The following is a 22,624-nucleotide window of genomic DNA, read 5'->3' on the forward strand; positions in this document are numbered from 1 at the left end:
TAATTATATGACAGTTACATTTACTGCATTTAATCCTTTAGTATTCGATTGCAAATCGAATTTAACTTCGTCTCCTTCTCTTATTTCTTCTATTATCCCGGAAATATCAACGAAATAGTCCTTTTCAACTCCGTTTTCTGTTATAAAACCAAATCCCTTGATATCGTTAAAATATTTTACGGTTCCAGTTGTCATTGTGTTTATTTTTTATCGTTAATGATATTTAGTAAACAAAGATAATGGCAATAAATTGTACTTATAATTAATAATAGTTAATAAATGACTAATTTATAGTTAATATCTTTACTAATTTGGTAAAATTAAACCTTTGTTAAATAAAAGAATGAACGTTCATTTTTTAATATCTTTGTAATTGATTTTTAAAGAAAATGGCTAAACTTCAAAAAAGTATTGAAAAGCGAAATGCACTTATAAAAGCAACCATAGAGTTAGTAAACAATAATGGTTTTCATGCAACACCTATGAGTAAAATTGCTAAAATGGCTAATGTATCACCAGCAACTATCTACTTGTATTTTGAAAATAAACAAGACCTGGTTAATCAGACTTATGTTGAAGTTAAGGCTGAGTACACAAAGTATGCTTTTGAGACTTATGATGAAAATATGCCTATAGAAAAAGGTTTTAAATTGATATGGAAACGTATTGCAGATTTTAAATTAAAGGAATGCGAAAGTGCCATGTTTTTAGCACAATGCGATAATACTCCTATGATTGATGAAATCAGCAGACAAGAAGGTATTAAGCACTTACAACCACTATTAAATTTATGGGCTCGTGGAAAAAATGAGGGGATAATAAAACCAATATCTGATTATCTATTATACGCCTACGCTATAAATCCTCTATCATTTTTAATGATATCTCAAAAGAGAGGAGCAATAACTTTAGATGCTAATCATATAGAAGAGGCATATGAAGCTGCATGGAGCAGTATAAAAGTTTGTAAATAAAATGAAGAAGACAGCAATAATATTGGGTGCAACAGGATTAACTGGGAATAGGCTACTCCAAAAATTAATAGACGATGATAGATATGAGCATATTAAATTGTTTTCACGCACTAAAATAGAAGATTTGCCTGAAAAGGTTTCACAGTATATCGGTGACCTATTTAACCTAAAAGATTTTAAAGTTGACTTTAAGGCTGATGAAGTTTATTGTTGTATAGGCACCACAGCTAAAAAAACTCCAAATAAAAAAGTTTATAGGCAAATTGATTATGGAATTCCCGTAACGGCAGCGCAAATTTCTAAAGAAAATGGAATACCTACTTTTTTTGTTATCTCAGCTATGGGTGCAAATAAAAATAGTAAGGTGTTTTATAATAAAACAAAGGGGGAAATGGAACAAGATGTATTGCGATTTAACATTAAAAACTCCTTTATATTAAGACCTTCTTTAATTGGTGGTAAACGTAATGAAAGTAGATTACTAGAAAAAATTGGTTTAGTAGTATTTAAAATTATTCAACCATTTTTTATTGGAAAACTAAAGAAATATAAAATAATTAATGCAGATAGTATAGCACAAGCCATGCTGAATTTAGCAAATAGTACAAGTAATGCCGATGTCATTATTACATCAAATGACATAGAAAGAATATCTAAAAATTAGTAATAAATTATATGGAATTATTAGACAAATTGAATTGGAGATATGCTGCTAAAGCAATGAATGGAGAGAAAGTAGCAGAGGACAAAATAGAACGAATTTTAGAAGCTGCTCGCCTTGCACCCACTTCGAGCGGACTTCAACCTTTTGAAATATTTGTAATTAAAAATCAAGAAGTAAAAGAGCACATAAAACCAGTCGCTTGGAATCAGTCTGTTATTACAGATTGCTCGCACTTATTAGTATTTGCTGCATGGGACACGTATACCGAAGAACGGATTAATTATATGTTCGATTTAACGAATGAAATTCGTGGATTTAAAAATGAAGGTTGGGAGAATTATCGACAAATGTTATTAAGCAGCTATCCAAATAAAGATGCTGAAGTGAACTTTAATCATGCTGCGAAACAAGCTTACATTGCGTTCGCTGAAGCATTAACTGCAGCTGCCTTTGAAGGTGTAGACGCAACCCCTTTAGAAGGTTTTGAACCAGATGCAGTTGATAAAATATTAGGATTACGAGAAAAGGGGTTACGTAGTACTGTATTACTACCACTTGGTTATAGAAAGGAAGATGAAGATTGGTTAGCTAACTTGGTTAAGGTTAGAAAACCAATAGAAGATCTAGTCACAGTAGTTGAATAATTTATAATGTATAAATTAAAAAAATAGTAAAATGAAAATATTATTTGTCTTAACATCTCATGATAAATTAGGAGATACAGGTAAAAAAACAGGATTTTGGGTAGAAGAATTCGCAAACCCTTATTATTCACTTCTTGATAAAGGAGCGGATATTACAATAGCAACCCCTAAAGGTGGGGCTGCTCCTATAGATCCAAGTAGTGATTCGCCCGATGCGGCAACAGAAGATACTGATCGTTTTAATAAGGATGAGGAAGCCAAGAATAAAATTGCAAATACTAAAAAGTTATCCGATATGAATCCGGATGATTTTGATGCAGTGTTTTATCCAGGTGGACATGGTCCGCTATGGGATTTAGCTAGCGATGTAAACTCTATTGCATTAATTGAAAAGTTTAATGGTCAGAAAAAGCCAGTTGCCTTTGTTTGCCATGCTCCCGCTGCGTTAAAAAGTGTAAAAAATAATGATGGCTCACTATTGGTAAAAGGTAAGAACGTAACAGGATTTACCAACACAGAAGAAGCGGCTGTAGGACTTACAGATGTTGTACCATTTTTAGTTGAAGATATGCTTAACTCAAATGGTGGTACTTATTCAAAAGCTGATGATTGGGCACCTTACGCTATAAAAGATGGTAACTTAATTACTGGTCAAAATCCTGCATCTTCAGAGTTAGTTGCAGAAAAGTTATTGGAAAGTCTTTCATAGAAAGAAACACTATATTTTTTTACAAGGGTTGTCATTTATTGGCAACCCTTATTTGTTTCGCTTTTTTACAAAAGAAGATGGAATTAAAATATAATGTTTAATAATACTGTTATTGAACTTTATAAAACCAATATCTTCGCGCGCTATATGTGGATGTATCTTGGACTTTTAGCGGCATTATTTTTAGGCTTACATAATTTATGTAAAAAGCATGCAGTACAAGGAAATGAAGTCTTTCCTGTACTACTAGGCACCATTTCTTCAGGTTTTTTGTTACTTCTTCCTCTTTATTTTGGTTCAGCATTTTATCCGGAATATATGATAAAGATTCAATTGTATATTACCGAAATATCAATTGAAAATCATGGATTTATAGCTATAAAATCGGCAATAATGGCCGCTTCATGGGTTTTGGCGTACCAAGCCTTAAAACATCTACCTATTACGATAGTCACTCCAATACGTTCTGCTGGACCTTTTTTTACTTTTATTGGAGCAATAACCATTTATCAAGAGAAACCCAACTTTTGGCAATGGATAGGCTTTTTTCTTATAATCTTTTCTGTTTTATTATATTCAAGAATTGGTAAGAAAGAGGGAATTAATTTTAAACGAAATAAATGGATATTTGCTATTATAGGTGCCACATTCTTAGGTGCTTCAAGTGGTTTATACGATAAGTTTTTAATTCAAAATTTGGCATTAAACCCACAAACTTTACAGTTTTGGTTTAGTTTTTATACAGTATTAATTCTACTCATTATTTTAAGTATAACTTGGTTTCCAAATGCTGAAAAAAGAAAAGCTTTTATTTGGCGGTGGACTATTCCTCTTGTTGGTATTTTATTGGTAATAGCTGATTATTTTTACTTTAAAGCTTTACAAGACCCAGAAGCCTTAATAATGCTATTATCAGCCATAAAACGAAGTCAAATATTAATTGCAGTTGTAGTTGGTGGACTGTTGTTTAAAGAGCAAAATAAACGTAAAAAATTAGTGCCATTAGCAGGTATTATGCTTGGAGTATTTCTAATACTATACAGTTAGTTGCCATTTTTATCCCAAAGATTATCCCCAAGAATTTTAGGAACAACTGCTTTTCGGTAATTTCTACTTAAGGGAATTTTATGTGATGCTATTTGTAGTTCGTGCTGTGCTACTCCTTCAATTTTATCAATGGCCACAACATACGATTTGTGAACACGAATAAAAGCATCTGAATTCAACTTCTCTTCTACATTTTTTAAAAAAAGTAATGTAATGTATTTTCTTTTTGTAGTCTGAATGATAACATAATTCTGCATGGCTTGAATAAAGAGTATATCATCATTATTTATTTTCTCATATTTACCGTCGCATTTAATAAAGAAACAACTACTCTCCTCCTCTTTTGTTGGAGGAGTTCCATTTTGGTTTAATAACTGATATTGATGTTTTGCTTTGGTTATTGCTGTGAAAAATCGGTTAAAAGAGATGGGCTTTAATAAATAATCAAGAACATTTAAATTAAATCCTTCAATCGCATAATTTGGGAATGCCGTAGTTAATATTGTCATTGGGGCATTGGGATTAGATTTTAAATATTCCAGTCCGTTCATAAGTGGCATTTGGACATCTAAAAAGAGTACATCCACTTCCGTTTCTTCTAAAATTCGAGGAATATCTAAAGCTGATGTTCCTGTTTCTACACAGGTAAGTAGATCAATCTGGTCAATGTAATTGGTAATACATTCCCTAGCTAAAGGTTCATCATCTATAACAATACATCGCATCATACAGATATCTTTTTTAACGGGATACTATTTTCTTTTGCAAGTGTAACATCTAAATTTACGGTGTGCGTGTCTTTCCCTTTTTTTATAATCAAAGAATGGGCATTCGGGTAGAGTAAAGCTAATCTTCGTTTTACATTTTTGAGTCCAAGTCCGCTATAATTTACACCTTCAGGCAAATGATAATTCACATCGTAGTTGGCACTATTACTTAGCTGAAATTTTAAATTGTTGTCTTTAATTGTAATTGATAATGAAAGCCATTTGCGAAGCTCTCCATCTTCAGAAACATGTTTAAATGCATTTTCTATAAATGGAATTAATACAAAAGGAGCGACAGTCGGTGACTCTTCTATTAATTTAGGAATATGAATATCTAAGTGAAAATTCTCATTTTGACGTAAACTTTCTAATTCAATGAAACTTTCAATATAGGCAAGTTCGTTTCGTAAGGGTATTTGGTTGCTATTGCATTCGTACAGTTGATACCGCATTAAACTCGAAAATTTCACTAGTGATTCCGATGCCATTTCGGGGTTCTTATTGATTAATACAAAAATGCTGTTAATCGTATTAAACAGGAAATGAGGATTAAACTGAGATTTTAAAAATTTTAGTTCTGTTTCTAATTTCTCTTTCTCCAAAAGTTGTTGTCGTTTTTGGGCTTCTATCCAATTCTTTGCCAACTTAATACTCATCCCTAAGGTAGTAGCTGATATACAGGACGGCAATGCGTTATGTAAAAATATAGTGGATGGCTGCGGTAGATTTATATTAAAAAGTTCATAAGCAGATTTTTCTGAAAATTGAGCTGCAAAAAAATAGTTCGCCGTGATTAAGCTTGTCATAGCTATAACAACGAAAGCAACTAAAACAAAAAATTGAAGGTATTTACCTTTGACCAAAAATTTTGGGATAAGCACATAAAGACAGAAATAAACACCAAATGCTTGAACAATTACATATCCTAAATATTTGATGATGGTATGGGTATGTTCAAAAGAAGCTATGACCTCTGTTACACTATTGGTGTAGACTGTCCACCATACAAAATGATAGCAGGCCCAGAAAAGTACATGATGTAATTTATAGTGCTCTAAGAAGGCAACAAATGAATTTTGGTTATCGGTAGGCATGGCTGTTTTTACTAGTCTTACCCACCAAGATACAATGCTACTTGCTTTATATCAAATGATTAAGACAGAACTTGCTGTCAGGTAGCTTTAAGTTGACAACAGGTAAACATTGATATGCAAATTTCACAGCATGGATGATTATTGACCTGTAAATACCCGTTGTAACTGTTTTACAGCCATTCATCAATCTCATTTTTAATCAAGGTGTAATAAATGCTACTTGCCTTAAAATCAGCAAAATGAAATTCAGGTTAATAGCAGCATTCGTATTTTTCGGAATAACTTTTAATCTTTCAGCACAAATAACAGGAAGGGTTGTAGATATATTTAATGAAGGGGTTGCCTTTGCAAATATTACAATACACGATACAAATCAGAATATTTTAATTACTGGAGCATTAAGTGATGTAGATGGATACTTTAGTATTGATTTTTCTGAACTAGGAAATTTTACTTTACAAGTAAGCCTTTTGTCCTATGAATCTTGGGTTTCAGAAACATTTGTTGTCTCTGAAATTCCTTTTGAGTATAGCTTTCCTCCTATTCTCTTAAAAGAAGAAGTGACACAGTTAGAGGGAGTATCTGTAAGAGGACAACGACAACTGATACAACGTACTCAGGACGGAAGTGTAATCAATGTACAAGCAAGTGTAATGACTAAAGGTAGCAATGCTTTACGACTGCTAGAGCGCTCCCCGGGCGTAATTTTAGACCAGTATAATAATACATTTTCTTTAAATGGAAAAAGTGGTACTTTAATTATGATAAACGGTAAAGCACAAAGAATTCCGATTGCAGATTTAATAGCCATGTTAAATGGTATGAGTGCTGATAATATTGAGAAGATAGAACTATTGACGAATCCTTCTGCGCGTTATGATGTTGATGGAAATGCTGGCATAATAAATATTGTAACCTCTAAAAATGAATATTTAGGTTTGCAAGGAAATTTAAATGTAAGTTCTGGTTACGGTGTAGGACCTAAACAAACTACGAGCTTTTCAATTAATTATGGAGGAGCATCGGCTAACTTTTTTGGCACCTATACTTTTTCTTATGATGATACTTTTAGCGGATTTAATGCAATTGGCACTACAGAAATACCTGTTTTGGGTGGCTCTACTTCGGTTAATCTTACGAGTAGAACCAAGCTGATTAATAGAAACCATAATTTTAATTTAGGTTATGAAAGACAACTTTCAGAGGTATCTACTTGGGGAGCAAATATTCTATTGAACACTTCTAAACCTCTTACCTTAACTAAAAACAGGGGTTTGTATAAATTTACAGGTTATCCATACTTGGATGCTCAAATATCCTTAAACGGGGACGGAATTCTCAAAAACTTGAATATCTCCAGTTTTTATGAAATAACCAATGAGGATGACACCTTTGCAATTACTGCCGATTATATAAAATACACCACCAATTCCCCTAACATGGTTAAAAGCTCTTATTTTGATAAAAATGGAGTTGCCTATCAGCCAGAAAACGAGATTTATAATCTAGGTAATAGGGGTTTTAATGAAACTGATATTAAAGTGGGTGTAGTGAAGTTAGATTATAAACATCAATTCAATGAAAATTTATTTGTTGAGAGTGGACTAAAGGGTTCCATATCTAAAACATTAAATGATGCAAGCATAGAAATTTTACAAGATGATGAGTTTGTTCCTGACGAACGCTTTATTAGTACTATAGAAAATGAAGAACAAATAGGAGCGATATACGCAATTCTAGATTCTAGGTTAAGCGAAAAGACTAGGGCGCAGATAGGCTTACGATATGAATACTGGAATCAAGATTTTGATGACTCTAATTTAAATCGAAGCTTTGGAAAAGCATTTCCTACTGTATTTATTACACATTCATTTTCAGATACTACAGCGCTTAATATTTCATATAATAAACGTATAACAAGACCTAATTATGCTGACATAGCATCCTTTTTAGTTTATAATAGTCCAACATCGGTGTTTAGTGGCAATCCGCAATTGCTCCCTGCAATTTCCGATAATATTAACATCAATTATAATTTGCATTCTTTTAGTGTTGGTCTATTGGCATCTAATGAAGTAAATCCAATAGCTCGTTTTCAAGTTACTCGTAATTCTGAAAGTAATCTAGCCGTTATCGCTCCCGTAAATTTAGATTATCAAAGAAGTTTGGATTTTCAAACAAACATACCCATTAGAATCGCAAGTTGGTGGAACATAAACTTCAATGCCACTATAGGTTTTAGAAAATTTAAGCTTTTGCATACTGATAACCAGATAACACATGATTATTTGCATTATAACTTTAATGGTAGCCAAACCATACAACTACCTAAAAATATATCACTTGAATTATCGGGATGGTATACTTCAGAACATTTTAATGGAAGTACTAATAATAAAGGTTTTGGGACTATTAATGGCGGATTGAAAAAAGAATTTAGAAACGGAGGTAGCTTGCAGTTTTCGGTTACCGATATTTTTGAAAGTATGAATATTCGGTTTAAAGCGGGCACCATAACAAGAGAAGCTTTTGGAGATGAATTTGATGTAACATATAGCCCTGAATCTGGTTTTTCAAGAATTTTCACCATTGGTTATACTTACCCTTTCGGGAATAAAAAAGTAAAACAAACTAGTACTAGAACTGGGGCTGATACCGAGAAGTCTCGAATAGCAGAATAGAAATTAAACTATTGTAATAATTTAATGAATAGCAGTATTTCGCCTTTCTTGTCTGTATATTTACCATTCAAAATTTGTTGACTAAATAGATACTTGAATTTTATTAGCACTATGGCGTTTAAAAAATTGCATCCTCATATATTAGAATCTTTTGAACGTTTATCAATAGATTCACCTACTTCCTTTGAGAAAAGCTGTATTCCAGTAATAAAAAGTGGTGCTAATGTATTTTGTATTGGTGCGAAAGATTCAGGTAAAACGACGACATTAATAATTACTACTTTGCAAAAATTAAAATGTGAAGCCGTTGGTAACGCTCCAAGAGCGGTAGTAATTGTTGAGAATAAAGAGAAAGTCTTGGAATTGTATAATGCCTTTCTAAATTATACAAAATACAGCACACTACGGGTATATGCGAGCTATGAACAACTGCATATTGATGTTCAGAAGTCAGAAATTTATATGGGAATAGATATCCTTATTACCACGCCAAAAACCCTACACAAGCTCTTTCTTAGTAATGGAGTTAGTATATCGGAATTAAAAATTTGTAGTATTGACGATGCTGAATTCCTATCTGTAAAAAGTGAGACTACAAGTTTAATAACAACCGCAGCTAGTATTAAAAAATGTCAGTTTGTAATCTATGCAGAAAAGATGCATCCGCAGTTAAAGCGATTAGAAAATCATTTTATGGAACATTCCAAAATCATCCAAAAGTAAAATTGAAATTTACCAGGTAATTGGAAAATAATCTTTTAAAAATTTCCCACACCAGTGTTTACCAGTATTTATTCCATCAAATAATGGGTCCACTACTCTAGCAGCACCATCAACAATATCTAAAGGTGGTTGAAAATCATGTACTTCTTGCTTCTTTTTAGCCAATTCTGCAGGATCTTCATCGGTTACCCAGCCAGTATCTACAGCGTTCATATAAATTCCATATTTTGCTAAATCGCCAGAGGCTGTATGTGTTAACATGTTTAAAGCCGCTTTGGCCATATTCGTATGTGGATGCCTGGATTCTTTAAAAAAACGATGGAATTTACCTTCCATAGCCGTAACATTAATAATATGTTTCTGACCGGTATTTTCCTTTTTCATTAATTCCGATAGTCGGTTACATAACACAAATGGCGCAACAGAATTTACAAGCTGTACTTCAACCATTTCTGTAGTTTCAATAGCACCTAGCTTTAATCGCCAACTATTGGTTTTTCGCAAATCTACTTGTTGTAAATCAGCATCTAATTCGCTTTCTGGAAAAACTTCTTCAGTAGCCAAACTGGCATCAAAACTATAGGGTATTTGAGATAGCTTGGCAGAAGATCGTAGTCCAATACCTGGTTCAGGTCCGTGCCAAGATACAGGCATATTCTTATTTGATGACGCAGCGGCTGTTAACTCACTTAATTCTTCTAAACAACTATTATGATCTGTAAGTAAATCTTTAGCAAATTTTGGCAAACTTTCAATAGGTCGCTCTTCATTGGGCATTAAATGCGCATAAAAACCAGCAGGTCTGCGTACCGTTTGTGCAGCATTGTTGATTAATATATCCAGTTTTTCATAATTCTGTTCAATATAATTACAGAAAATCTCAACACTAGGAATGTGTCTTAAATCGAGACCATGAATTTTTAAACGGTGCCCCCATTCCATAAAATCTGCTTCTTTTGAAAATCGTAATGCGGAATCTACTGGAAATCTTGTAGTAGCAATTACGGTGGCCCCACCACGTAATAACATTAAAGTTATATGGTAACCGATTTTTAATCGCGAGCCCGTTATTACAGCGACCTGACCTTTTACATCGGCAGTCTGAAAACGTTTGGCATAATTTAAATCCCCACATTCAGAACACATGGTATCATAAAAATGATGCAGCTTAGTAAATTTAGCTTTACACACATAACAATCTCTTGGAGATTCTAATTCTGGTGTTTCTTTTTTAGATAAATCTGCTGCCCCTAATAATTTAGGAGCTACAAATACAGCAGCCTCACGAGCATATCTTATTCCTGTTTGGTTACGAGCATTTCTATCTTTTGCCGCTTGTTTTCTTTTAGCTGCTTTCTTAGCGTCTTTCTTTCTTCGAGAAAATTCTTCTCTACTAGGTCTGGAAAACTGACCAGAAGCTATTATTAAGGCCGTTCTTCTATCCTTAGGAATCTCAAATATTTGATTTGTATTAGCAACTAAACGTTCCAATACATTAATACATTTTTCAACTTCCTCTAAGGTTACTTCGTTCTCAGTATTCGATTCTTTACTCATCATTAAGCCTAATTATATATATAAAACTTATCTTTAAAATATAAACCTTAAAGGAAAGTTACGCGAACTTTTTTCTTTTTCAATCGCGAATTATTCAATCTATTTACTAGCTTTTTTGCTATTGATTGTTCAACTGCAACAAATGCACAATCTTGTTTTAATTCAATAATACCCAGTTGCTCTTTAGTAATACCACCTTGTTTAAAAAATAGACCAGCAATATCACCTTTAGATATTTTATCTTTTCGTCCACCCGAAATAAACAATGTTTGCCATATTCGCGAATCATTTTTTGCTTTTTTAGAAATGTCTATTGGTGTATTTTTTACAATGAATTCGGGTAAACGTTCATTTTTGCCTTGAAGAATATAAGCAGTTCCTTTTTCATTAACACGAGCTGTACGACCATTTCTATGGGTAAATTCTTCTATTGCCCTTGGTAATTCAAAATGAATAATAAATCTCATTTCTGGAATATCGATTCCCCTAGCTGCCAAATCAGTAGCTAATAATATTTGACAACTACCATTTCTAAATTTTATAAGTGAACGTTCCCTATCACGCTGTTCCATTCCTCCTGAAAAACACGTGTGATTTATGTTATTTTTATCTAAATATTCACTAACATTATCTATACTATCTCTATAATTACAAAATATTATACCAGGTTGATTTCCAATGTGTCGCAGTAATTCTACTAGTGTACTTAACTTATCGCTGTCTATTGCAAGTACTGTTTTAATGGCTAAATTGGATTCTTTTTTAGTTTCAAGATAATTGATTACAGCTGGCTTATCTATTCCAACAAAAGCAGGTATTTCTACACCATTTGTGGCCGAAGTTAAAATACGTTTTCTAAGGTTTGGTAATTGATTGATAATTTCACTCATCTCAATTTCAAAACCTGTTTCCAATGATTTATCAAACTCGTCTAAAACAAGTGTTTTTATTGATAATTTAGAATAGCGGTCACTACTAAAGTGATCAGCTATTCTACCAGGTGTGCCTATTAAAATGGCGGGGGGGTGCTTTAATTCAATTTTATCTTTAGAAATAGGTCGTCCACCATAAACTGCATTGACCTTAAAACCAGAACCCATTGCACGTACTACCTGTTCTATTTGTATTGCTAATTCTCTAGATGGCACTAAAATTAATGCTTGAATGTCTTTATTAGTACTATCTAACGTTTCTAATAATGGTAATAAAAAAGCTAATGTTTTACCAGTTCCAGTAGGAGAAAGTAAAATTGTAGCATCCGATTTAAGCATAACATTAAGTGCTTCTTTTTGCATTGGATTTAATGCAGAAATATGTAATTTCTTTAGTATATCTTCTTGATTACGAATAGAATTAGCCATTACTTTTTAGATGATTATATTGATGCTGAAATCAATTTTAGTATAACTTATTAAACTTTCTTATTCAGAATATAGTTCAAGTAAAGTTTGGACAAAGATAGGTGCATGAAAATTGACAAACGCTCAAAATTTCTCCTATTTTAAAAACTTCTTTTTTCCATTTATACAAGGTGAATAACCAATCGTACAAAAGTTGTAAAATATAATAAGATAGATGGTAACTTACCAAAGCAAATCTAAAAAAGCGTACCGTTATGCCTGCTTATGAAAAACCGAATTTTGTACATCCTTTTAATGTAGCAACAGAAATAGAGCATTTAAGAAACCACAAAATAACCCGAAATATACCAGATAAATCCAATGACAAATTATTAATTGGCTCATGGAATATTGCCAATTTAGGGCTTCAAATACGAATGGAAGACCATTATGAAATATTAGCCGAAATTCTAAACTGGTTTGATGTAATTGCCATACAAGAAGTTAATGATAACCTAGTAGGACTGCGAGCAATAGAATCTTTTATGCCCTCTAATTATAATTTGGTGTTTTCAGATAAAGGCGGTAATAATGAGCGTTCTGCTTTTATTTATGATAGTTCCTTAATTAATCAGTTAGAACTTGTAGGTGAAATTTCTGTACCCCCTAAAGACCATGCTTATATAAAATTAAAGGGTGTTACGTCTAAATTTACTGGCTTTGACAGAAATCCCTATTTATGTTCATTCCAATGGAAAAATGAAACATTCATTTTAATCACTATTCATTCTTTTTCAGGTGGTAAAAGCAAAGTAGACCTTGAAAGAAGAGCTTTGGAAGCTTATGCAGTTGGGCGATATGCAGATCTTAGGAACGGTTCTAAAAATGCATTTTCTAAAAATATAATTGCTTTGGGTGATTTTAATATTCCTATGATTGAAAAAGGAGATGTAGTTTATGAAGCATTAATTAAACGAGGACTTAAATTACCGGAACATTCTACACGCGTATATTCCAATATCTCTAATGATAGTATGTATGATCAAATTGCTTTTTTACCTTCAATAAAGTCTAAGATTGTTACACATGGCGTATTTGATTTTGATGATGCCATTTTTCCTGAACTTTGGGAGAACTCAATTTCTGATTTTAAAAAATACCTACGGTACTATATATCAGATCATAGGCCTATGTGGATGCAATTAGATCTTTAAGTTAGTATTTGATTAATTCCTAGCTTCATTGATGGTGAAGATTGTATTTTGCATATTAATAAATATTAGAATAGGTCTATTCCCTATTTAATGCCTTACGGATATGTTCGCTATCCCAATGATTATCAAAATCTACGATACCTCTTTTAAAATCTTCATTTAAGAATTTCTCTTGTTGTTCTAGTTCTTTTTTAGCCTTAAAAATATACTGATCATCGCTTTTAGATTCTTTGGCCAATCTTCTTAAACTATCTTCATCATACTTAATGAAATTCTGAACTTGTCGATTTAGGGTATATTTTCTAAAGCCCATTTTACTTAAAACATCTCTAGCTAATTTCAATGATGTATCGAGTGATTCTCTATATATATTTTCATGACCAAGATTTAATAGTTCATAGGCGTCATATCTATTTTTAGTACGAATCAAGAGTTCAACATGTGGATATTTATTTGACACTATTTTACTAATTGCTTTTGAGACATTGAGTTTATTGCTAGCGCAGATGATTATTTTGGCTTCAGCAATACCGGCAGATTCCAATAAATCTTCTCTAGTAGCATCACCATAGTACACTTCGAAACCCATTTTACGCAAGAAATCAACGCGATTAGAGTCATGGTCTAATATTGTAGCTTCTACACCATGTGAACGTAAAAATCTGCCTATGGTACTTCCAAAATGACCAAAGCCAACCAATATTATTTTTTGAGACTTTGCAATATGGTCCATTGGGCGCTGAACAGATTCTTTTGTTCCTATTTTTGGAAGAATAATACGTTCATTTATGATTCCTATAATTGGTGTTAAGGACATACTTAGGGCAGTAATTACAAGCATTATATCCATCTGTTCTTGACTTAAAATATTGAGTCCGAAAGCAAATGATAATAGAACAAAAGCAAATTCACCCACTTGTGCTAAACTAAAAGTCAATAGTAGTTTTTGATCTAATTTTAATTTAAAAAAATAACCCGTTACAAATAAAATGACAGCTTTTAATATAATAACCGCAATTAATAGCCCGCCGATAGTTAATGGGCTTTTTGCAATTACTATGAAGTTTATAGAAGCACCTACAGCCATAAAAAACAAACCTAATAGTAGGTTTTTAAAAGGTTCTAAGGTACTTTCTAATTCATGTTTGAATTCACTGTTAGATAATACGACTCCTCCTAAAAAAGCTCCTAAAGCAGGACTGATACCCACATATTCCATTAAAAACGATATTCCAAAAACTATCAACAATGCCGCTGCAATTAATAATTCTCGTACGCCTGTTTTAGCAACTCTTCGTAACATAGGAACAATTAAATAGCGACCTGCAACTATAATTAATGCTACGGATACTATAATTGCTAAAGTTTGAAAACCCATGGGAAGACTTTCTAAAAGACTTGCTTTTTCACTTATTTCGTCAGTAGCATTATCTTTTGAATTTGCTAAAAGCGGAATAAAACCTAACATGAATATCACAATAATATCTTGAAACAATAAAATTGAAAAAGCTGATGTACCAAAGGTAGTCCCCATTAACCCTTTTTCTTTAATAGTTTGCATTGCAATAGCTGTTGATGACAGTGCTACTGCCATTGAAATTACTAAGGCAATTTTCCATTCGAAATCCAAAAACCTAAAAAGAAAAAATGTAAGTAACATTGTGCCACCGACTTGTAGACCACCCATTCCTATAATGGTCTTACGCATGTTCCAGAAATTCTTAGGTTCAATTTCTAGTCCTATTAAAAATAACATCATCACCACACCAAACTCTGCAAAATGTAAAATATCCTCACCCTCATTACCTATAAAACCTAGCACATAGGGGCCAATTAAAACACCGGCTAGGAGATATCCAATAACCGAACTTAATCCCAATCTTTTGGCAATAGATACACAAATAATTGCTCCCGCCAAGAATACAATTGCTTCAAAAAGTATACTTCCAGTCATTATTTATGTCGTTTTTAATTGTGGAATGTCATTTAAAAAAGACTGTTTGTCAAAATCTTTAAGTGTAAGATTAGCTTGCAGTAAGTCAATTAATTTTCCATAAGTAATGGTATAAGTGTCTAACAACTCGTCTGATAGATTATGTGTCCCCATTACCGCATATGGAGGAAAATAGGTCATGCCACATAATTTCGCTGTTTGCTCAAATGGTCTCAAAAAATGCTTAACCGTAAAGCTATTATATCCCTCAGAGCAATAAACCTCTTTAGAACCACCTGTTGTTATCGCATTTAAACAAATTTTATTTTGTAATGCTTTTCCCTTTGGTCCATATGCCCAATTAAATTCAAGAACCATATCTATCCATTGTTTCATTAATGGTGGACAACTGTACCAATAAAATGGATGGTGCCATATGATAACATCATGCTGGTTTAATAATTCTTTTTCTTTGGCCACATCGATATGGAAATCAGGATATTGTTCATATAAATCATGAAATGTAACTTGATCCTTATCCTTTATATGATTAACAAGTGTATTATTTACACGCGACTTTTCAAATTTTGGATGAGAAAATAGAATTAATATTTTTTTCATGATTGGTTACTATAGAAATACAATGGAAATAAAAATGAGATTAAAATAACTATTTATTTCTAGTACTATTAGACCATTAAATTAAATGATAATTTAATTCCAGTTATTATCATACCTGTTCCAATGATGGCTATAATTAAACCCATTATTTTGCCGATAACTGAAATAACATTATGACCAACAACTTTAACAATAAGATCGCTAAGTCTAAATGTTAAATAAGTTAGTAAACTCATAAAACCAAATATAGCTATAACTAAAAAAATATGAATTGGCTCTGCATCGGAAACAAAGTTCATTGCGGTAACAATTGTTCCAGGGCCTGCTAAAATAGGAATGGCCAATGGTGAGACCGCTATATTTTCATCAATATGGACATTTTTAAGATTCTTTACATCTGACTTTTTAGATTGGAGCATTTCAAATCCAATATAAAAAATCAAGATTCCACCGGTAATTTTAAATGCCGGTATGCTAATATTAAAAAGCTCAAAAATATACTTACCTAATAAAACAAATACAGTTACTATAATAAAAGCAATGAAATTTGCTTTTTTATTAATATCACTTTTCGTTTTTTCGTCTGCACCTTGCGTTAGCGATACAAAAACTGTCATGTTCGATATTGGGTTAGTTATAGCAAAGAACCCTGTAAACACGGCTATCGAGAATGTAATTAAGTTATCCATTTAGGTCAAAAATTAATCTCGCAAGAACTAGAATTGTCGCATTAAATGCAACCCTTTTTTAATTTATTATTAGAATTAATAATTATCTTTTTTTAGCTTAAAGTAGGGTGATTATTTGTTAACTAAAATGGTATTAGTGATACCAACTAATTCTTCGATTTTCACATGATCATAAGCATTAGAATGAGCTTGCCCGTATCCACCTTTATCATTATCAAAATAGGATGCAGTTTTAGCTTTATTCGTCATTGCTAAGTCGTACAAAATATCTACTCCCTTTTCAGCAGGTGACCAATGTTGACCGTATGCTTCATGTGCCATTTTAGTATTCAATAATGAACCTGGGTTTACGGCTACTATCAAAATATTTGGTTCTTTCTCGGCTAAATCAAAGCTCCACATGGTCAATGCTAATTTACTTTGCGCATATGCTTCATTTACACCTAGGCTTGCTTGACCTTCTAAAGCAGCCAATGAAACTGGGGTTTGAGCCGCTGAGCTCAAATTCACTATTCTTGGAGCTTCTGCTTTTTTTAATAAAGGCAAAATTGCATTGGTAAATTGATACGGAGCTAGGTAATTTACGACCAAACGAATATCAATTCCTGAAGGGGTGTTATCTATCTTACTATTAAAAATACCGGCATTATTTACAAGCACATCAATTTTTGGCATTTTTTCAGAGACTTCAACAGCCATCTTTTTTACATCGTATAAATCAGAAAAATCTGCTAGAAAACCAACTACATTCTCGTTGTTAGACTCGGTCTTTATTTCTGATATAGTCGTATTTAACTTGGCTTCACTTCTTCCATGAATGGCAACAAAATGCTCTTCTTTTGCTAAACGTAACGCTAGTAATTTTCCTATTCCGTCTGTACTTCCTGTTACTAATATATGTTTCATCTTTTTATAATTTTTAACTACAATTTTGAAATTACTATTTCTAATGTTATTCTATTTTTAAATTTACTTACTACATTTGGGTATCAGCATATTCTGGTAATGGACCAGGAATTTCGTTGCTGTCATCACCAATCATCTCACGAATATCTATTTCTATTCCTCTTGAAATTGTAGTAATAGGAACATCATTACCCATGCCTTCAAAAGGGTTTTCAGAGGTGTCTCCTACCCGTTCCATAGCAAAGAATATCCACATTATAATTGTACTAAAAGGTATGGAAAGCCAAACAAAATTTTCTCCTATGAGCTTATACATGAAATTATGAGCTCCTGAGGCTACTAATGAAGCACCCGTTAAATCGAATTCCCGCATGAGTCCGATAGGTAATATGATAATGAAAATCCATATAAAGAACGAGTTTAAGGTTGCAAACTGTCTTGGATATGGGAAGTTCTTAATGCGCTCCGACTTTCCTTGCAGTGTAAATAATTCACCAATCATCTTTTTGAATTCCATATGACGAAAATTATCAACCAACCACTCCGTGTTTAATTCCCGAATATGTTTTGATTGTAGATTCAGCACCGCAGTTTGTTTATTCGTTTTACCTAAAACATAATTTTTTTCATCTTCAGATAAATAACCTTCTAATTCTTCGGCTAAGGAATGTTCAAACTCCATAACCTTGATAGATTTCATATGTTCACGGTCAGATGAATTAACTGCTGCTGTTTCCCATGATTTCTTTTGTCTGAGTGCATGTCTTAAAGAGGTCATCCAAGCTACATGTCTTAAAATCATTGCTTTTCTCACTTTGAACAATTCTTCATCTGGTTTTTCATGTATCGCATATTCATAGGTGATAAAATCGTTGACCATTGTAGCAAAAAGCCTTGATGCGTTTACGATGCCGCCATAGATTTTTCTAGCTTCCCACTGTCTGTCATAAGAAGCATTGTTCTTAAAACCTGTAATAAAAGCAAGAGCGGTACCAATAAGTCCAATAGGTTGCCATGGCAGTGTCAACCAATTAAAACCAAGAACTTCGTATAAAATTACCGGTATTAACGAGATAAAAAAGAACATATAAATATATCGTCTAGTCCATCTAAATACAACTGCTATGGGGTATTTTGGTTTTGTGTACATGGTTGGTGGGTTGTTACTTTTTTACGATACAATTTAATTACACTACAAATTTAAGCCTGAAGAGCGGTAATTTTTTGGTAGTAAAAATGGTTGTTTAGGTAATTTTCAAGGTTTAGGGTATAAAACTAAAAATGCCCCATTTCTGGGGCATTCAACAAAACATATTAATCGACATGTTTAGAGAGTGCAACTCTAATCCTACTGCATATTTTATTAACTATTATTAGTTTTCAACTACAACTTTACCAATTGCTGTACCACTGGCTAAGTGTGCATAAGCATCACCAACTTGTTCTAATGAAAATTGATTTTCATCAACAATCGGGGTTAAGTGACCTTCGTTAGAAATTTCAGCTAATTTTTCTAAAATACTACCGTGTTTTTCTCTCTTGAAGTTATGCAACATCGGAATCAACATAAAAACTACGTGCAATGATGCGCCCTTAAAGTGCAACGGAGTTAAATCGATTTCCAATAAAGAAACTGTCGTAGAAATGTGTCCGTTTAGGGCAACTGCTTCAATAGAATTGGTAAGGTTTGGACCTCCAACGGTATCAAATACTACATCAAAACCGTCATCAGTATATTTTGCGGTGTAATCTGCTACTTTTTCCGTCATATAATCAATAAAGGTAGCCCCGAATTTTTCAACAATCTCTTTTTGTTTGTCGCCCGTCCCAGTTGCAAAAACTTCTGCTCCGAAGTACTTCGCCAATTGCACTGCTAAGTGACCAACACCACCAGAACCACCATGGATCAATACTTTCTGACCCGCTTTTACACCTGCTCTTGTTAATCCTTCGTATGCTGTAATAGCTACTAATGGTAAAGCAGCAGTTTCGCGCATAGTCAAGTCTTTTGGTTTGTGACCAATTAAACTGCTATTGGCAACAATATATTCCGTTAATGTACCTGGTAAATCTGCTAATCCGCCGGCACAACCGAATACTTCGTCTCCTACTGCGTAGTCCTCTACTCCTTCTCCAACAGCTTCAACTGTTCCAGAGAAATCCATACCTAATAAGGCTGGTGCAGCTGGTGATAATGGTAAATCCGTTCCCATATTTTTAATCATCATATCAATAGTATTGACACTTGATGCCGCTATTTTCACTAATACGTGATTTGCTTTTATTGCTGGTTTTGCTATTTCTGACACTTCGAAATTTGCACTTTCTCCGTATTCATTTAGTAACATTGCTTTCATTTCTATCTTCTTTTATTTATTTCGTTATTCGTTGTTTGCTTCGCGACATTCACTCTGCGAGGCACGCTTAATACATATTTCTAGATTGCGCCCTGCGTTCGGCGTAAAGCGTTTTGCGCATAGCGTGCTTAATTCACCTCTTGAATATCTATTACCATTTGCTCCCAGTTCTTTTGGTTGTTATGGTCAAATTGCGCTCCGTTATCATCTGCGTATTGGAAACGTTTTACAGCAGGAGTTTTGCTTGTTGCTTGAAATAATTGATATGCTTCCTCTTTTAAAGCTTCTTTAATTGGCAAGTCTACCGATGCATATACTGCTCTTTTACATGCGGCAATGGAATCTGCTGGAAATTTTGAAATACGTTCTGCCAAAGCTTCTACATAAGCACCAATTTTATCGGCATCTAAAGCTTTATTGATGGTTCCGAATTTTTCGGCTTCATCAGCATCCCAATCTCTTGCACCTAAAATAATTTCTAATGCTTTTCCTAATCCTGCTTGTCTTGCCATACGCGAAGCTCCGCCACCACAAGGTAAAATACCCATTCCTACTTCCATTTGCATGAAAGTTGCTTTTCCACGTGCAGCAAAACGCATATCTAATGCCAATGCCATTTCGTGTCCGCCTCCTCTTGCAAATCCTTCAATTTTTGCGATGGTAGCTTGTGGTACATTACTTAATCGTTCTAAAACAGATTGTAAGTCTAATAACTGTATTTCGTTTCTTGGTACTGCTTCCGTAGATAAATCTTTTAATAAATCGGTATCATAATGACATACCCAATATCCTTCATTTGAAGATTCAAACACCACTACTTTTACTGTTCTGTCTCGTTCTAATCGTAAACATAAGCTGCTTAAATCGGCTAACATTTCTTGTCCCTGTACGTTTACTGGTCCGAAGTTGATGTCCACTGTTAAAATTGCTCCTTTTTGTTCTGCTGTAAATGTTTGAAAGTTCTTGTAGTTCATAATGGTATGTTTTAGTTGATTTGTATTCAGTATTAATTACAGTACAAAGGTATCTTGGACATACACTTTCAAATGGGTAAAAAACAAAGTGCTTTTGGTAAAAAATGAGGTAAATGGTATTTTTTTAGGTAGCTATAATAAAAAAGTCAGTATTAGTACCGATGCTATGAAACCGATACTAATACTGACTTTAAATGTATTTTAAAAGTTAGTTATGCCGATATACTAGCTTTATAAGCCCCAATCGTCATCCCTTTATAACTTTGGAAGGTTTTGTTCAAGTGACTCGAATCTGTGAAACCGAGTTCTATAGCAATTTCAGAAAACTGTAAATCGGTATATTTCAATCGGGTTTCAACGAGCTTTAATTTGTAGTTGATGATGTATTTTTTCAATGATACATCTGTATGTTTTTTGAAGTATTCACTAATATAATTGTCCGCCATGTGAAATTCTTCCGCCAAATTCTTGGTGTGTAGCAAGTCAGAATTATATATATTACTATGAATGTAATTTATGATTTGCTGAATTTTAGATGATTTTACTTCTTTTACAGATTCTGAAGTGTTTATAAATTGAATGTTTCTTGCAATAAGGTGCAGAATAACGGACAATGAATTCTGAATGATAAATATATCGAAGGATTGTTTGTTCAGATATTCCGTAGCCACCATATTTACCAAAGAAACCAAGTGAGACCTATCGGCATCGGTTTCGAATTGCATTTCGCGAAGTTGGTGACTTTCACTATTCAAGATTTCCTCAATTTTACGGAACCAATCGTTCACGGGAAGATTTACATTTTGTGGAGATGTACTTCTAAAGAAACTCTTTAAAAACTTTATTGCAATGGTTGAAGTTGCCGTTTCAGGATTTACGATATAAATATCATCGGGAATAAAAACAAAAATACTGTTAGAAGAATAGCTTATAGTCTTACCATTTATTTTAATCGTCCCCGTACCCTTTTCAAAATAAACAATTTCAAAAAAACGAATGGTAGTGTACTTACAAAACTCAAAAAAGGTTTGGTCTTTGTATTGGGCGATAACGATATTCTCGATGATAGTTCTTGGCATGATTCTATGGTTATTTTACAGTTTTGGGTTGATTCTCCATAGCTAAAAACTTATGGATATCGCTCACCACAATAGAGCCCTCACCTACTGCTGATGCTACACGTTTAACAGAACCTGAACGTACATCGCCAACGGCAAAAAGTCCGGGTTGACTTGTTTCAAAAGAGTACGGTTTTCTATGTTCATATTCCGCTTCGCAACTTAAGGCATTATCACAAATTGTTAATCCTGTATGAACAAAGCCTTTTTCATCGGTATCTATAATATTATGTAGCCATTCGGTGCACGGTTTTGCTCCTACAAAAGTGAAAAGATAATTAATATTATTATCAACCAAGCTTTCATTTTTCTTGATGTCAACCTTTTCCAAATAAGTGTCGCCATCAACATGAACGACATTACTGCTCGTCAAAACTTGGATGTTTTCACATGCAATAATGCGTTGTACCAAGTAATCACTCATTTTAGCGCCAATGTCCTCATTTCTGATTATCACATATACTTTGTGTGCGTAGTTTGCTAGGAACAACGCTGCTTGCCCTGCAGAATTACCACCGCCAACAATACCAATTTCACTGTTCTTGCACATATTCGCATGCATAGAAGTAGCACTGTAATACACACCGGAACCTTCAAATTTTTCAATACCTT

At 33.3% G+C, this 22,624-nt stretch carries 22 protein-coding genes; 8 read left to right on the top strand and 14 right to left on the bottom strand.

The features are described from left to right. Window positions 1-3: 3 nt before the first annotated feature. Window positions 4-195, bottom strand: a complete 192-nt coding sequence (locus ABJF52_RS10710) for a cold shock domain-containing protein (RefSeq protein WP_348149869.1) — start codon at window positions 193-195, stop codon at window positions 4-6. A 194-nt stretch (window positions 196-389) separates the two neighbouring features. Between ABJF52_RS10710 and ABJF52_RS10715 the strand changes: the two genes are divergently transcribed. From ABJF52_RS10715 to ABJF52_RS10735, 5 genes are all read left to right on the top strand, one after another. After that, complete coding sequence (locus ABJF52_RS10715; protein WP_348149871.1) at window positions 390-974, top strand: TetR/AcrR family transcriptional regulator; 585 nt, start codon at window positions 390-392, stop codon at window positions 972-974. Window positions 975-996: 22 nt separating this feature from the next. Beyond that, window positions 997-1,638: an NAD(P)H-binding protein gene (locus ABJF52_RS10720; RefSeq protein WP_348149873.1), complete on the top strand. Its 642-nt coding sequence runs from the start codon at window positions 997-999 to the stop codon at window positions 1,636-1,638. Window positions 1,639-1,649: 11 nt separating this feature from the next. Continuing rightward, the gene (locus tag ABJF52_RS10725) at window positions 1,650-2,282 is read left to right on the top strand and encodes a nitroreductase family protein (protein ID WP_348149875.1); all 633 of its coding nucleotides are present in this window, start codon (window positions 1,650-1,652) and stop codon (window positions 2,280-2,282) included. A gap of 31 nt (window positions 2,283-2,313) precedes the next feature. Then, window positions 2,314-2,991: a type 1 glutamine amidotransferase domain-containing protein gene (locus ABJF52_RS10730; RefSeq protein WP_348149877.1), complete on the top strand. Its 678-nt coding sequence runs from the start codon at window positions 2,314-2,316 to the stop codon at window positions 2,989-2,991. A gap of 147 nt (window positions 2,992-3,138) precedes the next feature. Further along, window positions 3,139-4,038 carry an EamA family transporter gene (locus tag ABJF52_RS10735; protein WP_348149908.1) on the top strand — a complete coding sequence of 300 codons (900 nt, stop codon included), beginning with the start codon at window positions 3,139-3,141 and terminating at the stop codon, window positions 4,036-4,038. Here the strand turns inward: ABJF52_RS10735 and ABJF52_RS10740 are convergent. Both ABJF52_RS10740 and ABJF52_RS10745 read right to left on the bottom strand, forming a co-directional pair. Next, complete coding sequence (locus ABJF52_RS10740; RefSeq protein WP_348149879.1) at window positions 4,035-4,766, bottom strand: LytTR family DNA-binding domain-containing protein; 732 nt, start codon at window positions 4,764-4,766, stop codon at window positions 4,035-4,037. The two genes, ABJF52_RS10735 and ABJF52_RS10740, sit on opposite strands and share 4 nt — an antisense overlap. Continuing rightward, the gene (locus tag ABJF52_RS10745) at window positions 4,763-5,899 is read right to left on the bottom strand and encodes a histidine kinase (protein ID WP_348149881.1); all 1,137 of its coding nucleotides are present in this window, start codon (window positions 5,897-5,899) and stop codon (window positions 4,763-4,765) included. The genes ABJF52_RS10740 and ABJF52_RS10745 overlap by 4 nt, the downstream gene beginning before the upstream one ends. Before the next feature lie 239 nt (window positions 5,900-6,138). Here ABJF52_RS10745 and ABJF52_RS10750 point away from each other — a divergent pair, with 239 nt between their 5' ends. Beyond that, window positions 6,139-8,580 carry an outer membrane beta-barrel protein gene (locus ABJF52_RS10750; protein WP_348149883.1) on the top strand — a complete coding sequence of 814 codons (2,442 nt, stop codon included), beginning with the start codon at window positions 6,139-6,141 and terminating at the stop codon, window positions 8,578-8,580. Window positions 8,581-8,691: 111 nt separating this feature from the next. Further along, the gene (locus tag ABJF52_RS10755) at window positions 8,692-9,303 is read left to right on the top strand and encodes a DEAD/DEAH box helicase (RefSeq protein WP_348149885.1); all 612 of its coding nucleotides are present in this window, start codon (window positions 8,692-8,694) and stop codon (window positions 9,301-9,303) included. Between the two features lie 9 nt (window positions 9,304-9,312). Here the strand turns inward: ABJF52_RS10755 and ABJF52_RS10760 are convergent, their stop codons facing one another. Both ABJF52_RS10760 and ABJF52_RS10765 read right to left on the bottom strand, forming a co-directional pair. Further along, window positions 9,313-10,860: an SDR family oxidoreductase gene (locus tag ABJF52_RS10760; RefSeq protein WP_348149910.1), complete on the bottom strand. Its 1,548-nt coding sequence runs from the start codon at window positions 10,858-10,860 to the stop codon at window positions 9,313-9,315. Between the two features lie 47 nt (window positions 10,861-10,907). Continuing rightward, complete coding sequence (locus ABJF52_RS10765) at window positions 10,908-12,221, bottom strand: DEAD/DEAH box helicase (protein ID WP_348149887.1); 1,314 nt, start codon at window positions 12,219-12,221, stop codon at window positions 10,908-10,910. 254 nt (window positions 12,222-12,475) lie between these two features. Between ABJF52_RS10765 and ABJF52_RS10770 the strand changes: the two genes are divergently transcribed. After that, on the top strand, window positions 12,476-13,414 hold the full coding sequence (locus ABJF52_RS10770) for an endonuclease/exonuclease/phosphatase family protein (protein ID WP_348149889.1): 939 nt from the start codon (window positions 12,476-12,478) through the stop codon (window positions 13,412-13,414). A 76-nt stretch (window positions 13,415-13,490) separates the two neighbouring features. Here the strand turns inward: ABJF52_RS10770 and ABJF52_RS10775 are convergent, their stop codons facing one another. The 9 genes from ABJF52_RS10775 to ABJF52_RS10815 all read right to left on the bottom strand — a co-directional run. Further along, complete coding sequence (locus ABJF52_RS10775) at window positions 13,491-15,368, bottom strand: monovalent cation:proton antiporter-2 (CPA2) family protein (RefSeq protein WP_348149891.1); 1,878 nt, start codon at window positions 15,366-15,368, stop codon at window positions 13,491-13,493. Between the two features lie 3 nt (window positions 15,369-15,371). Then, window positions 15,372-15,968 carry an NAD(P)H-dependent oxidoreductase gene (locus tag ABJF52_RS10780; RefSeq protein ID WP_348149893.1) on the bottom strand — a complete coding sequence of 199 codons (597 nt, stop codon included), beginning with the start codon at window positions 15,966-15,968 and terminating at the stop codon, window positions 15,372-15,374. A 68-nt stretch (window positions 15,969-16,036) separates the two neighbouring features. Further along, on the bottom strand, window positions 16,037-16,657 hold the full coding sequence (locus tag ABJF52_RS10785; protein ID WP_348149895.1) for a MarC family protein: 621 nt from the start codon (window positions 16,655-16,657) through the stop codon (window positions 16,037-16,039). Window positions 16,658-16,768: 111 nt separating this feature from the next. Next, a complete protein-coding gene (locus ABJF52_RS10790; RefSeq protein ID WP_348149897.1) occupies window positions 16,769-17,563 on the bottom strand; it encodes an SDR family NAD(P)-dependent oxidoreductase in 795 nt (264 codons plus the stop codon). Window positions 17,564-17,633: 70 nt separating this feature from the next. Continuing rightward, a complete protein-coding gene (locus ABJF52_RS10795) occupies window positions 17,634-18,713 on the bottom strand; it encodes a bestrophin family ion channel (RefSeq protein ID WP_348149898.1) in 1,080 nt (359 codons plus the stop codon). Between the two features lie 223 nt (window positions 18,714-18,936). Further along, window positions 18,937-19,920 (bottom strand): zinc-dependent alcohol dehydrogenase family protein, encoded by a 984-nt coding sequence (locus tag ABJF52_RS10800; RefSeq protein ID WP_348149900.1) that lies wholly within the window; start codon window positions 19,918-19,920, stop codon window positions 18,937-18,939. Between the two features lie 128 nt (window positions 19,921-20,048). Then, window positions 20,049-20,894: an enoyl-CoA hydratase/isomerase family protein gene (locus ABJF52_RS10805; protein ID WP_348149902.1), complete on the bottom strand. Its 846-nt coding sequence runs from the start codon at window positions 20,892-20,894 to the stop codon at window positions 20,049-20,051. Window positions 20,895-21,106: 212 nt separating this feature from the next. Further along, a complete protein-coding gene (locus ABJF52_RS10810; RefSeq protein ID WP_348149904.1) occupies window positions 21,107-21,973 on the bottom strand; it encodes an AraC family transcriptional regulator in 867 nt (288 codons plus the stop codon). A 10-nt stretch (window positions 21,974-21,983) separates the two neighbouring features. Then, a partial coding sequence (locus ABJF52_RS10815) for an NAD(P)/FAD-dependent oxidoreductase (RefSeq protein WP_348149906.1) occupies window positions 21,984-22,624 on the bottom strand: 641 nt, incomplete at its 5' end.

Origin of the sequence: Aurantibacter sp., assembly GCF_039941195.1 — a bacterium.
Lineage (GTDB): Bacteria > Bacteroidota > Bacteroidia > Flavobacteriales > Flavobacteriaceae > Aurantibacter_A.